This window comes from Rhizobium sp. NFR03 (genome assembly GCF_900111275.1).
Lineage (GTDB): Bacteria > Pseudomonadota > Alphaproteobacteria > Rhizobiales > Rhizobiaceae > Ferranicluibacter.
This window is the reverse complement of the sequence record NZ_FOGR01000006.1, coordinates 103,773-116,993: the sequence shown is the minus strand read 5'-3', so window position 1 is coordinate 116,993 and position 13,221 is coordinate 103,773. Positions and strand designations below refer to the sequence as shown.

Genomic DNA, 13,221 nt, shown 5'->3' with positions numbered 1-13,221 from the left:
AAGAAAGCAAGGTTAAACCGATGAACATCATCCAGCAGCTGGAAGCCGAACAGGCCGCCAAGATCGAAGCCAAGCGTACCCTTCCGGAATTCTCCGCAGGTGACACGCTCCGCGTCAACGTGCGCGTGACAGAAGGTACCCGTACCCGCGTGCAGGCCTATGAAGGCGTCTGCATCGCCCGTTCGGGTGGCGGCATCAACGAGAGCTTCACGGTTCGCAAGATCTCCTACGGCGAAGGCGTCGAGCGCGTATTCCCGGTCTATTCGCCGATGGTCGAAAGCGTCGAGATCGTTCGCCGCGGTAAGGTTCGTCGCGCCAAGCTCTACTACCTGCGCGATCGTCGCGGCAAGTCGGCTCGTATCGTCGAGAACACCGGTACGCGCGCCCGCAAGCTGAACGATACGGCTCGCCAGTCGGCTGCCGAGGAAAAGGCCCGTCTGGAAGCTGAAAAGGTTGCAGCAGCCCAGGCGCTTGCCGCCGAAAAGGCAGCAGCAGAAGCCGCAGCCGCTGAGGCAGCCGCCGCCAAGGCCGCTGAAGACGCCGCTGCTGCAAAGGCTGCCGAAGACGCAAAGTCTGCAGAATAAGATCTTCGGATCATGTCATTCGAAAAAGCCGCCGGTGCGAACCGGCGGCTTTTTCATCTCCGAAGAGCGGGATGACCGGTTCAAGGCTTGGTTGCCGGATCCCAGTGCTCGTCGGCCTTGCCGTCCAGGATACGCCACGTGTCGAACCATGTCGTGGTGTAGCTCTTCGACGCGTCCTTCTCGTCCTTCACCTCCCTGACATAGCCGACGGTGACGAGATCGCCTTCCGCCGTGACGAAGGCGACGGGCGTCTTCATCTTCTCGGGGATCGGCGTTGGTTTACGTTTCAGAACGTCCGTAAAATAGGCGACCACGCCGGCGCGGCCTGATGCTGCATTCGGATTGTGCTGGAGATAGCGCTCCGTCAGATACTGGTCGGCCTTGTCCCAGTGGTTGGCTTCCAGCAGATCCCTGACGATGCCGAGGGCAACCTGTTTGTTGGCGTTGAGTTGCGGATCCGGGCTGGTAAACAGCGCCTCCGCGTCGGGCGCCGCCACAACGGCTTCCTGCGCCTGCGATGGCGCTGCTGTCAGCAGCGATCCGAACGAGAGGGAGACTGCGAGGAGGGCGGGTGCGAGCGTGTGTTTCATGAACATTCCTTCCAGAAGACCTGATCGCCAGAAGACCGTATCGATGAGCGTCTCGGTCTTGCCAAGAAAACTCTAGGGACAAGCGACGTGTGACGGAAGGAGGCAGGTTTTCCGCCTCTAGTGCCGGAAAAGGAACCATGGCAGGTGCGATGCGGCTTCCTTCATCGCACGCGTTCGACAGGATCGGGACCGGTGCGAACTGAGCGCCGCAGGGAAATGTCGTCATCGTCCGCTCTGCCCTTGCCGTTCGGGCAAGTTTCGTGACAGTCTCGCGCGTCACACGCCAGGAGCCTGCCTCATGTTTTCGCGCCGCCATGTTCTCGCCGGTCTGACCGTTCTTGCTCTTCTGCCGATCAGCGCTGTTGCCGCCGACCTTGCCGATCTCGGCGGGCGCGAGATCGTCGTGGTGACGGAAAATGCTTATCCGCCGCTGCAGTTCATCGACCCGAAAACCGGCGAGGCCGCCGGCTGGGAGTATGATGCGGTGGGCGAGATCGCCAAGCGCTTGAACGCCAAGGTGACGTATCGCAATACCAGCTGGGATGCGATGATCCAGTCCGTTTCCGATGGGCAGTACGACATGGGCATGACCGGCATCACCATCAAGGAAGAGCGCAAGGAGAAGGTGGATTTCTCCGACCCCTATATGCGCTCCGAGCAATTCATGCTGGTACGCGGCGACGAGAGCCGGTTTACGGATGGCAAGTCCTTTGCCGCCCTCACGGAGGGTCTCATCGGCGCCCAGCCGGGAACGACGCCGTTCTACACCGCCATTTACGAGGTGCTCGACGGCAACGAGCAGAATCCGCGCGTGAAGCTGTTCGAAACCTTCGGCGCGACGGTGCAGGCGCTGAAGGCCGGTGATGTCGATGCCGTGCTCACGGACGGCACGGCCGGCAAGGGTTATGTGGATACGTCCGATGGCGGGCTGAAGCTGATCGGCGGGCCGCTCGGCACCGAGGACTTCGGTTTCATTTTCCCCAAGGGCTCCAAGCTGGTTGCGCCCGTGAACGCAGCCATCGCGGCGCTGAAGGCGGATGGCACGCTGGAAAAACTGAACCGCAAGTGGTTCGTCGATTTCAAGATGGGTGAATAGGTCGAGGCTGGATCGGACACGTAGCTCGTGATGCCGCCTCGCCCGTCAGATCCGCCTTCGCAATTCTCTCCGAATAATGCTGCAGGCAGCCCCGGCGAACGCCTCATGGCGGTTCGCCCGGGAGATGGCCGGAGTGCTGCCGGGCGGGAGTTGCCCTGGTGGTTGATCGCCCTTGGCGCAATTGCCGTCGGCCTCGCCATTCTCATCGCCGTCAACGATCTCTATTCCCGCGTTTTCACGGTGGTCGCCGTCGGCATCGGCGTGACGATCTTCGTCACGATCGTCGGCTTTGCCCTTGCCACGCTTCTCGGGCTCGGCGTGGCGCTGATGGCGCTGTCACGGCGCTCGGTGTTGCGTCAGGTCGCACGCTTCTACACCGAGGTGGTCCGTGGCATTCCCGTCCTCGTGCTGCTGTTCTACATCGCCTTTGTCGGCACGCCCGCCCTCGTCTGGCTCATCAACCTCGTCTTGACGCCGCTGATTTCGGCCGGTGCGATGGAGCCGGTGCTGGTGCGCGACCTGTCCTTGATGTGGCGTGCGATCATCGCGCTCACGATCGGCTATTCCGCCTTCATCGCCGAGGTTTTTCGCGCGGGCATCCAGTCGGTGGACCGGGGCCAGGTGGAGGCGGCGGAGGCGCTGGGCCTCAACCGGTTCCAGCGGTTCCGGCTCGTGGTCTTTCCCCAGGCCATCCGCACCATCCTACCGCCGCTCGGCAACGACTTTATCGCGATGATCAAGGATTCGTCGCTCGTCTCCGTGCTCGGCGTGCAGGACATCACCCAGATGGGCAAGGTCTATGCCTCCGGCTCCTTCCGTTTTTTCGAAACCTACTCGATCGTCGCCTATGTCTATCTGCTTCTCACCATCGGCCTGTCGCTGGCGCTTCGGGGTTTGGAGAAGCGGCTGCGGGGCGATCATCGGGGGTGAGGGCTTCTGGATATCCGTCGCGCGCGAGCGCTGGTATCAGTCGCGCGCGAGAATGATCAGCTTGTCTCCGGCCCCGTACTGCACAGCCTCTCCCTTTGCAGGATTGACCACCACACCGCCAAGTCCTCTCGTGTCGCGAACGGCTGCGCCTACCTTGCTGTAGCCGAGTGCCACTTCGCCGCGCATCAAGGCTGCCAGCGTGATCGTGTAGAAGTTCACCGGGCGGTCGATCGCGATGTAGTCGGTGACGGCACGCATGTAGATTTCCGAACCGTCCTCGTCGAGAAGCTCGTTGAAGATATCGGCCATCAGTTCGTTTTCCGAGGCCTGCGCCAGCATGAGGCTGACGAGCTTGTTGCTGACGACGAAGTCGTCGGCGCGGGTCACGGCGGCAAGATCGCGGTTGCGAACGTCGATCATCTCGCTGACGATGCCGATATGCGTGTTTGCGGCCTCGGCAATCTTGCGCAGTTGCAGCAGCGTCACGAGCGTTGCCGTATCGGCCGGCTGTGCAGCCAGATGGTCGCTGTAGCCCAGAACCAGCACATGGTCGAAGGAAGGCACATCCAGCGCATCCAGTGCGGCACGGTTGCTGGTATCGATCACGCGGCACTCGACCGACAGGTTCTCGTTCAGATACGGCATGGCCGCCACCTCATCGAGAAGCTCCGGCGTATCCGCCGCAATCATCAGGCGGGAACCGGGCGCGACGTAACGCGAAAGCTCCTGGGTGATGATGGGTCCCCTGCGGTTCCAGCCGAGCAGGAGCGTGGTTTCCGCCCGGCGCGTGACCGGCGGCCGCGGGCGGATGACGTCGCGATCCACGGTGAAGTCGCCCGTGCGCAGGCGGATGGTGTCGTCGTCCTCGGCAATGAGAATGGCACGCTCGCCAGCCGCGATGACACGGTTGGTGGGCGGGTTCAGATGCACCTTGCCGTCCGTGGTGCCGACGCCGATCAGGGTGGACGTGTCATAAGCCATGACGGCGGCGCCGAAGGATTTGCCGACGAGGTCCGGCTGTTCGAGCGCGTAGATCTCCGAACCGTCGAAATCGAGCAATTCGGTATAGACGCCGCTGAGGCCCGACTGGCGGCTGGAGCTGACGACGATGCGGGAAATAAGCTCGTCGGCCAGAACCAGCTGCAATTCGCTGCCGCCGACAATGCGCGCAACCTCGGCATTGGCCGCATCGCGGATTTCGGCGGCGATGCGGTAGCGCTCCGGGCGCCGCGACGGATCGTTCACGAGTGCGAGGATGGTCTTGATGACCTGCGAATCAGCATAGTCGCCCTCCGGCGAGAGAACGACGATGGCGCGGGAAGCCTGGGGATTGACGATGTTGATGTCGTGCAGATCCGTCGGATCGCCGCTGCGGCAGATGATGCGGGTGTTGCCGAGATCCGGGATCTTGTCGGCAATCTCGTCCTCCATCTCCACCTTGTCCTTGCCGGCCATGATGACGATGCGGGGGCGACGCCGGCTGCGGTTGGCGATGACGAGTTCGGAAATCACGTCGAAGATCGAGGGCGACCAGTTGAAGATGATCGTGTGCTCCTTCTCCAATACGTGCGACCGGCCCTTGCGAAGCTCGTCCAGCTTCTCATCGAGACCGGAGGAAAGGACGCCGATCAGGGCGGAGAAGACGAAGATGCCGGCAACGGTGACCGCCAGCGAGACGCCGCGAAAGCTCCAGCCGACATCGCCGCCCATGGCGCCCGCATCCATCGTGCGCATCAGCGATTCCCATGCGCCCTCGATGAAGGAGACGGGCTCGCCGCCATCCTGCGCGATGCCGCTGATGGCCAGCAGCAGTCCTGCGAGCACGATGACGATCAGCGAGATGACCGCCAGCCAGCCGATCAGCGCGATCGGCCCGGCCGCCATGCTCTTGTCGAACTGATAGCGCGCGCGGTCCCGCCAGGTAATCGGTCGTGTCATGATGTTCCCCCAGATCCGCCTGATGACGGACGTCTTCGGCGTCTCAAACTTTCGGCCTGTTGGCAAGTAAAGCATGAGAAAATCGACAAACACCGTAAAGATCGGAGGTCTGCGGAGCGAGCGGTCGAGCGCCGGCGAAACTTGCAGTCCTGCCTGGAAACTGCTATTCGAGACGCCATGGAATCCAAGTTCGGATGTCGCGCGCAGAATGTCGTCGTGCTGCAGGATCACAAGCGCCTGCCGGCACGCTTTTACGCGCGTGTTTCCGGGGCGCTCAACAGCCGACTTCGATAGATCCTTCGGGGGCGCCTGCCCCGGCTTTTGAAGCCTGATCTCTACCGGCAGACCAGCCGGCTTTTTCCGATTTCTTCTTTCGAATGGATGACACGCCATGAGCGCACCACGGACCCTCTACGACAAGATCTGGGACGACCACGTCGTCGATCAGCAGGATGACGGCACCTGTCTTCTCTATATCGATCGCCACCTCGTCCATGAAGTGACGAGCCCGCAGGCGTTCGAAGGCCTTCGCCTGACGAACCGTCAGGTGCGCGCTCCGCAGAAGACGCTCGCCGTCGTCGATCACAACGTTCCGACCTCGCCGGATCGCCATCTCGGTATCAAGAACGAGGAAAGCCGCATCCAGGTGGAAGCGCTGGCCCAGAACGCCGCCGACTTCGGCGTCGAATACTATTCGGCATCCGACAAGCGACAGGGCATCGTCCACATCGTCGGGCCGGAACAGGGCTTCACCCTGCCGGGTATGACCATCGTCTGCGGCGACAGCCACACGTCCACGCACGGCGCTTTCGGCGCGCTGGCGCATGGCATCGGCACGTCAGAGGTCGAGCATGTGCTCGCGACCCAGACGCTGATCCAGAAGAAGGCGAAGAACATGCTGGTGCGCGTGGACGGGCAGCTGCCCGAAGGCGTGACGGCAAAGGACATCATCCTTGCCATCATCGGCGAAATCGGCACGGCCGGCGGCACGGGGCACGTCATCGAGTTTGCGGGCGAAGCCATTCGCGCGCTGTCGATGGAAGGCCGCATGACCATCTGCAACATGACGATCGAGGGCGGTGCCCGCGCCGGTCTCATCGCGCCGGACGAGAAGACCTTCGAATACATCAAAGGCAAGCCTCGCGCGCCGCAGGGCGAAGCGCTGGAGCAGGCGATCGCCTACTGGAAGACTCTCAATACCGACGAAGGCGCGCATTTCGATCGCGTCGTCGTGTTGAACGCCGCCGAATTGCCGCCGATCGTTTCCTGGGGCTCCTCGCCGGAAGACGTCATTTCGGTTCAGGGCGTGGTTCCCAATCCTGACGAGATCCAGGACGAGAACAAGCGCGTCTCCAAGTGGCGCGCGCTTGACTATATGGGCCTGAAGCCGGGCACGAAGATTACCGATATCGCGGTCGATCGCGTGTTCATCGGGTCCTGCACCAATGGCCGTATCGAGGACCTGCGCGAGGTGGCCAAGGTTGTCGAAGGCCGGACGGTTGCTCCAACCGTATCCGCGATGATCGTGCCGGGTTCGGGCCTCGTCAAGGAACAGGCGGAAGCCGAAGGCCTCGACGTCATCTTCAAGGCGGCCGGTTTCGACTGGCGCGAACCGGGCTGCTCCATGTGCCTGGCCATGAACGACGACCGGCTGAAGCCGGGCGAGCGTTGCGCCTCGACCTCCAACCGTAACTTCGAAGGCCGTCAGGGCTTCAAGGGCCGTACACATCTGGTATCCCCGGCCATGGCGGCTGCGGCGGCGGTCGAAGGCCACTTCGTCGATATCCGCACCTGGCAGTAGCCGGGCGTCGATCTCTGCGATAGCAAAAAGCGCCGCTTCCGGTATCCGGGAGCGGCGCTCTCGTTTGTTCGGCAGGGCGTCAGATCATGTTCGGGGCATGACGGTGAGCGTGAAGCCGTCCTTGCGGAGAAGCTCGACTACGCCTTCGGGGCCCGGCAGGTGCAGGGCGCCGACGGCCATGAAAACATTGCCGGTGTCGAGGCTTTCGCGCGCGCGTGTTGCCATGACATGGTTTCGATCGGTGACGATCCGCTGTTCGAAGGCGACCGCTTCCTGCTCGGAGTCGCTGCCTTCGACGGTTTGCGATGCCGCCTTCAGCATCGGCATGATGGTGGCGATCCGGCCGTCGAGATAAAGCTCGGTCGTCGTTTCCATGGCATCCTCGACCAGATTGCCGAGTTTCAGCGTATCGACAAGAGCCGAGACATGAAAGGCCATCGGGAGGTCGTTGAGCGCCTGGATCTGCTCGACGATGGTCTCCAGACCCTTCAGGGTCTTTCCCTGCGATACCGCATCCTGCGCCAGTTTCTGATCGAGGAAGACGGCGCCGCCGGCCTTCCGGCCGAGTTCGCAGGGCGGCAGCGAGACGAAGCTTGCGATCATCCACGGCTTCATTCGGGCGACGGTCGCCAGAGGCAGGCCACGAGCTTTCAGACCCTCTGTCAGGATCACCTTCTGGTCCGCATCGAGATAACTTTCGATCGTGCTGCCATCGGTGAACATGGTGAGGCTCGGGTCGGAGAACAGCGCGACTTGCGCCTTCTTTTCGTCGAGGATCTCGTCCGATTCGACAATGACCGTCGAGGCCGCCGTGAAGGCTTCGGGCGCACCCTTCGGCATGGTCAGCACGCGGGGATCGGTGACGTGCATCGTTCCGAGCAGATAGGAAGGGGGGACGCCCGGTTTCTCGATCTTCCAGAATGTGCCGGTGCCGTTGGGCACGAGCGCAGCTTCTGCCTCAATGCGGTCGATACGATCCGGCGCTGTCTTTTCCCAGCTGTCGAGCAGGTTCACGCCGTTGCAGGCGATGTCCTCGGCATGCGCGCGGCCGATACCGAGGAAGGCGGCGACGAGGGCTGCGAGAAGAATGACGGGCAGCAGTGCTGCCATCGAGACGATGTTATCGACAAGGCGGCTGGCACAGTATGCGGCAAGAGGGCGTCTTGTCGGGGTCGTCGCGGGCACGGGTCGTCCTTTCCTTGGCGGGTCCCGCCACCCTAGAGCCGGAGACCTCACAAGCGGATTAAGCGGCATGGTTAATGCCGTTTGCGTCTGTTCTCGTATTCCGGCTCAGGCCCGGGGATGCGCCCGGTCGTAGATGTCGAGCAGGCGGGCGGAATCCACGCCGGTATAGATCTGCGTCGTGGAGAGGCTGGCATGGCCGAGCAGTTCCTGGATGGTGCGCAGATCGCCACCACCGGCCAGCAGATGCGTCGCAAAGGAGTGCCGCAGGGCATGGGGCGTTGCCGTATCCGGCAGACCGAGCGCGCCGCGAAGGCGCTGCATCTCCCGCTGGATGATCGCCGGCTGCAAGACGCCGCCTTTGGCACCGCGGAAGATCAGGTCGTTGCCCTCGGCCGCGTAGGGGCAGAGCGCGAGGTAGCGGTGCACGGCGTCGAGTGCTGGCGCGATCAGCGGCACGATGCGCGTCTTACCGCCCTTGCCGGTTACCCGAAGGGCGCGAGGCGCGCCCGCGACATCGTCGGCGGTCAGGCCGAGCGCCTCGGAAATGCGCAGGCCGCAGCCATAAAGCAGCGTCAGCACCGCCTCGTTGCGGGCGGCGATCCAGGGCTCCTCGCTCAGCTGCGCATCGCTTGCAACCACGGCCAGCGCATCCGTGTCGGTCAGCGGCTTCGGCAGGGATTTCGGCTGTTTGGGCGAGCGCACCGCACCGGCGCCCGCTGCATTCACCAGCCCTTTACGCTCCAGATGGCGGAGGAAGGACCGCAGGCCGGCAAGGCCGCGTCCGAGCGTCCGGGCACCCGCGCCATCACGGCGGCGGGTGGCGAGGAAACCGCGCAGGTCACCCGGTCGCAGCGCCTTGATGTCCGACAGCTTGGGAGGGCCGGCGAGGTGGCCCGTAAGGAAGGCCAGGAACTGGCGCGTGTCGCGCTCATAGGCCTCGACCGTCTTGTCCGACAGCCGCCGCTCGTTCGACAGCGCCTTCAGCCACGCTTCCCGCTCGGCCATCAGCACGGCATCCCCGATGACCAGAAACTCATTCATGTCGAAGCCCTTGCATGTCCAAGCCTTACGCAGCTCGCTCATACGGAGTCTGGGCGTACACATCTTGCCGAATTGCTAACGTCCCCTTGGAATCCGTCATCCCTCAATCATATTCATTTGCGATAGGTGAGCGATACGCGGCGGCGGGACGACAATGACACGACATGGCTCGGCAGGCGGTTTCTCTCAGTTCGCGGAAGCGGTGTCGCTCGTTTCCCAGGGGCAGCCCGGACATATCGTGGATACGCTGATTGCAGAGCGCGGACAGCGCATTGTCCACCATCCGCTGTGGCCTGTCATGCGGCCGGCCCTCTACACGCTTCTGAACTACCGCAAGGCGCTCGAATTTGCGAACGGCGTCGCCAACCTGCCGGGCTTCCAGGCTTTCCAATATCTGAGCGACACCCTGTCGCTCGATATCCGCGTGGCGCATGAAGAGCGTATTCCGCGCACGGGCGGGTTCCTGCTCGTCAGCAATCATCCGACCGGCATCGCCGATGGCGTCGCGGTGTTCGACCTTTTGAAGGCCCATCGTCCGGACATGATGTTCTTTGCCAACCGCGATGCGATCCGCGTCAATCCGCGCTTCGTGGAGATGATCATTCCCGTGGAATGGCGCGACGAGCACAAGAGCAAGCTGAAGGCGCGCGAGACGCTGCAGGTGACGAACCGCGCGATTGCCGAGGGAAAGGCGACGGTGCTGTTCCCCTCCGGCCGCATCGCCTATTGGGCGGATGGACGTCTGAACGAGCGACCCTGGAAAACCTCCGTCGTCGGCTTCGCCCGCAAGCACAACCTCGCCATCCTGCCTGTCCACATGCAGGCACGCAACTCCGGCCTGTTCTACTGGCTGGCCAAATGGTCGACCGAGCTGCGCGACATGACCGTGTTCCACGAGCTTCTCAACAAGAAGGGCAACGTCTTCGACATGACCGTCGGCCATCTTATTCCCCCGGATGCGCTGGATGGGGATACGGCCGAGGTAACGCGGGCGCTGGAGCGCCATACGGTGTTTGATCTTGCCGCAAACGACGATGCCGTGTTCCAGCCCGTGCAGACGGCAAAGACGACCGTTGCCGCACGGTCCGCCGCAAATCGGGTCCCTGTGCCGGTCGAACTCTGAAGAGGCGCATCGACGCCAGCTCTTTTCTTTCCGCGCCCGTGGGAGCAATGTCCGCCGCAATGACGGGCGATTCGATTGATCTGTTCGGGGACAAGGCTTGCCCCGAGATGCCGCGCAGGGTCGTGCCGGTTCTGGTGCCGATGCCCGCGGACAAGGCCTATTCCTATCTGGTGCCGGAGGGCATGGCGGTTCAGCCGGGCTCGATCGTGCAAGTGCCACTCGGGCCTCGACAGGTCTGGGGCGTCGTCTGGGATGCGACCGACGGGCCGGCCGTCGATCCCAAGAAGCTGAAATCCATCACGCAAGTTTTCGATTGCCCCCCGCTTTCGCAAGATATGCGCGCTTTTCTCGACTGGGTGGCCGCCTATACGCTGTCGCCGCCGGGGCTCGTCGCGCGCATGGCACTGCGCGTCCCCGCCGCCTTCGATCCCGAGCCGATGGTGGAGGGGCTGCGGCTGACCGACCGGCGCCCGGACCGGATGACGCCTGCGCGCCTGCGCGTCGTGGAAACGGCGGCAGACGGTTTCTTCTGGACGCGCTCGGGTCTGGCCCATGCCGCCGGTGTCTCCACCAGCGTGGTGGAGGGCCTGCGGTCCCAGGGCGTGTTCGAGACCGCCTTCATGCCGCCGCCACCCGTGGTGGCTGCGCCCGACGCGGACTACGCCGTGACCGAGCTGGAAGAAATCCAGCGCGAGGCGGCCGACACGCTCATCGCCGCAGCGGCGAAAAAAACGTTCTCCGTCTCGCTGATCGACGGCGTGACAGGGTCCGGCAAGACGGAGGTGTATTTCGAAGCCATCGCCGAGACTTTGCGGCAGGGCCGGCAGGTGCTGATCCTTCTGCCGGAAATCGCTCTCACCGCAGCGTTTCTCGATCGCTTCGAGAAGCGCTTCGGCGCAAAGCCTGCGGAATGGCATTCGGATCTTGCGCCCCGCACCCGCGAAAAGGTGTGGCGGCAGGTGACCGAAGGCGGGGTGCGGGTGGTGGCCGGTGCGCGCTCGGCGCTGTTCCTGCCGTTCGAGGATCTCGGCCTCATCATCGTCGATGAAGAGCACGACCCCGCCTACAAGCAGGAAGACCGCGTGTTCTACAATGCGCGCGACATGGCTGTGGTGCGGGCACGGCTCGGCAGTTTTCCCGTCGTGCTGGTCTCGGCCACGCCATCGGTGGAAAGCCGTGTCAATGGCGAGGTCGGGCGCTACCGGCCGATTCACCTGCGCACCCGTTTCGGGGCCGCCGCCATGCCGGATCTCGGCCTGATCGACATGCGCCGGCATCCGCCGGAGCGCGGCGGGTTCCTGTCGCCGGTGCTCCTCTCGGCCATCGGCAAGGCAGTGGAGAAGGGCGAGCAGGCGCTTCTGTTCCTCAACCGGCGGGGCTATGCGCCGCTGACGCTCTGCCGCGTTTGCGGACATCGCTTCCAGTGCCCCAACTGTTCGAGCTGGCTCGTGGAGCACCGGTTCCGCAGCCAGATCCAGTGCCATCATTGTGGTTATGCCGAGCGCACGCCGGACGCGTGTCCCGAATGCGGCACGTTCGATCATCTCGTCGCCTGTGGGCCGGGCGTCGAGCGGATCGCCGAGGAGGTGGACCGGCATTTTCCGCAGGCGCGCACTATCGTGCTTTCCTCCGACCTGATGGGCGTGAAGCGCCTGCGGCTGGAACTCGAGGCCATTGCCAAGGGGGAGGCCGATATCGTCGTGGGGACACAGCTGGTCGCGAAGGGCCACAATTTCCCGATGATGACTTGCGTCGGCATCGTGGATGCGGATATCGGGCTTGCCAATGGCGACCCGCGTGCCGCCGAACGGACGTTTCAGCTTTTAAGTCAGGTCACGGGCCGCGCCGGACGTACAGGCCTGAAGAGCCGCGGCCTGCTGCAGACCTACCAGCCGCAGCATCCGGTGATGCAGGCGATCGTCTCCGGCGACGCCGAAGCATTCTACGAGCGCGAGATCGGCGAGCGGGAACGGGCTGTGCTGCCCCCGTTCGGGCGGCTCGCCTCCGTCATCGTCTCGGCGGATACGCGCGCGGATGCCGAATTGCATGCGCGCGGCCTTCGCCAGGCGGCCCCGCAGGTCTCGGGCATCACCGTCCTTGGACCCGCCGAAGCGGCACTGGCGCTCGTTCGCGGCCGGCATCGGTTTCGCCTTCTCGTCCATGGTCGGCGCAACAGCGACATGCAGGCGTTCATGCGGGCGATGATCGCGGCCGGGCCAAAAGTGCGCGGCTCCGTGGCGGTCCAGCTCGATATCGATCCGCAAAGTTTCCTCTGACCCTCGGGCTGCACGCGATTCCCTTCCGTGCGGACTTGCTCTAGATCTTTGAAGACCGGCGAAGCCGGACGTTAATGGGCGCATGGGATCGCGGCGATGGATCTGTATATACCAACCGAGACCGGCGAATTCCTCGCCTTCCTCAGCGCCGTGGCGACCTGCGTCATCGGCCTCTTCTTCCTCTTCGCACCGGGTCTCTCGTTCCGGGCGATGGGGTTGTCGTTACGGGAAGGCCGGCGCGGGGGCTATGCCGAGGCGCGCTCGACGCTTGGCGGTTTTCCGCTCGGTCTGGGTCTGGCCGCCATCGTGCTCGCGCAGCCGATGGTCTATCTCGCGCTCGGCTCGGCCTTCGCGCTCGCGGCCTTCGGGCGCATCCTGTCCATGCTGTCGGATCAAGGTAACACGCTCGTGAACTGGCTGTTTGTTCTCGTGCAAATGGTGCTGGCCATCCTGCCATTGGCCTATGTTTTCGGCTTCCTGTAAGCTCCGGGCCCCGCATTACACCTCGCCGAGGCCATCACACTCCCGCTTTTGGGCAGAATTTGGCCCGAGGAACGTGCAATCGCTCCCCTCGCGTGTTGCGAGTCCAATTTTCCTATGCTAGACGAACCCCGACTTCGTGGGGGAGCCGGGCCTGTCAGGCCAGGATGTCCTTGA

Annotated in this window: 11 protein-coding genes; 7 read left to right on the top strand and 4 right to left on the bottom strand. The window is 63.6% G+C overall.

The genetic code is table 11. The features are described from left to right. Nucleotides 1-20 precede the first annotated feature (20 nt). Nucleotides 21-584, top strand: a complete 564-nt coding sequence (rplS, locus tag BSG19_RS18840) for a 50S ribosomal protein L19 (protein ID WP_092989561.1) — start codon at nt 21-23, stop codon at nt 582-584. An 80-nt stretch (nt 585-664) separates the two neighbouring features. Here rplS and BSG19_RS18835 read toward each other — a convergent pair whose 3' ends face one another. Next, complete coding sequence (locus tag BSG19_RS18835) at nt 665-1,174, bottom strand: nuclear transport factor 2 family protein (RefSeq protein ID WP_092989667.1); 510 nt, start codon at nt 1,172-1,174, stop codon at nt 665-667. A gap of 298 nt (nt 1,175-1,472) precedes the next feature. On the opposite strand from BSG19_RS18835, the gene BSG19_RS18830 reads away from it, so the two are divergent. Then, nucleotides 1,473-2,270, top strand: coding sequence for a transporter substrate-binding domain-containing protein (locus BSG19_RS18830; protein ID WP_092989560.1), 798 nt, complete (start codon nt 1,473-1,475; stop codon nt 2,268-2,270). Between the two features lie 105 nt (nt 2,271-2,375). After that, the gene (locus BSG19_RS18825; protein ID WP_092989559.1) at nt 2,376-3,200 is read left to right on the top strand and encodes an amino acid ABC transporter permease; all 825 of its coding nucleotides are present in this window, start codon (nt 2,376-2,378) and stop codon (nt 3,198-3,200) included. Between the two features lie 36 nt (nt 3,201-3,236). On the opposite strand, the gene BSG19_RS18820 is transcribed toward BSG19_RS18825, so the two are convergent. Beyond that, a complete protein-coding gene (locus BSG19_RS18820; protein WP_092989666.1) occupies nt 3,237-5,138 on the bottom strand; it encodes a CASTOR/POLLUX-related putative ion channel in 1,902 nt (633 codons plus the stop codon). A gap of 391 nt (nt 5,139-5,529) precedes the next feature. Here BSG19_RS18820 and leuC point away from each other — a divergent pair, with 391 nt between their 5' ends. Beyond that, nucleotides 5,530-6,939 (top strand): 3-isopropylmalate dehydratase large subunit, encoded by a 1,410-nt coding sequence (gene leuC / locus BSG19_RS18810; RefSeq protein WP_092989558.1) that lies wholly within the window; start codon nt 5,530-5,532, stop codon nt 6,937-6,939. A gap of 84 nt (nt 6,940-7,023) precedes the next feature. Here the strand turns inward: leuC and BSG19_RS18805 are convergent, their stop codons facing one another. Then, on the bottom strand, nt 7,024-8,049 hold the full coding sequence (locus tag BSG19_RS18805; protein WP_092989665.1) for a TraB/GumN family protein: 1,026 nt from the start codon (nt 8,047-8,049) through the stop codon (nt 7,024-7,026). A gap of 180 nt (nt 8,050-8,229) precedes the next feature. Beyond that, a complete protein-coding gene (locus BSG19_RS18800; protein WP_092989664.1) occupies nt 8,230-9,165 on the bottom strand; it encodes a tyrosine recombinase XerC in 936 nt (311 codons plus the stop codon). Between the two features lie 154 nt (nt 9,166-9,319). Between BSG19_RS18800 and BSG19_RS18795 the strand changes: the two genes are divergently transcribed. The 3 genes from BSG19_RS18795 (at nt 9,320) to BSG19_RS18785 (ending at nt 13,047) form a co-directional block, all read left to right on the top strand. Continuing rightward, nucleotides 9,320-10,288, top strand: a complete 969-nt coding sequence (locus tag BSG19_RS18795; protein ID WP_092989557.1) for a GNAT family N-acetyltransferase — start codon at nt 9,320-9,322, stop codon at nt 10,286-10,288. A 59-nt stretch (nt 10,289-10,347) separates the two neighbouring features. Beyond that, nucleotides 10,348-12,564 (top strand): primosomal protein N', encoded by a 2,217-nt coding sequence (locus tag BSG19_RS18790; RefSeq protein WP_092989663.1) that lies wholly within the window; start codon nt 10,348-10,350, stop codon nt 12,562-12,564. A 96-nt stretch (nt 12,565-12,660) separates the two neighbouring features. After that, a complete protein-coding gene (locus tag BSG19_RS18785) occupies nt 12,661-13,047 on the top strand; it encodes an AGROH133_08824 family phage infection protein (RefSeq protein WP_092989556.1) in 387 nt (128 codons plus the stop codon). Nucleotides 13,048-13,221 lie beyond the last annotated feature (174 nt).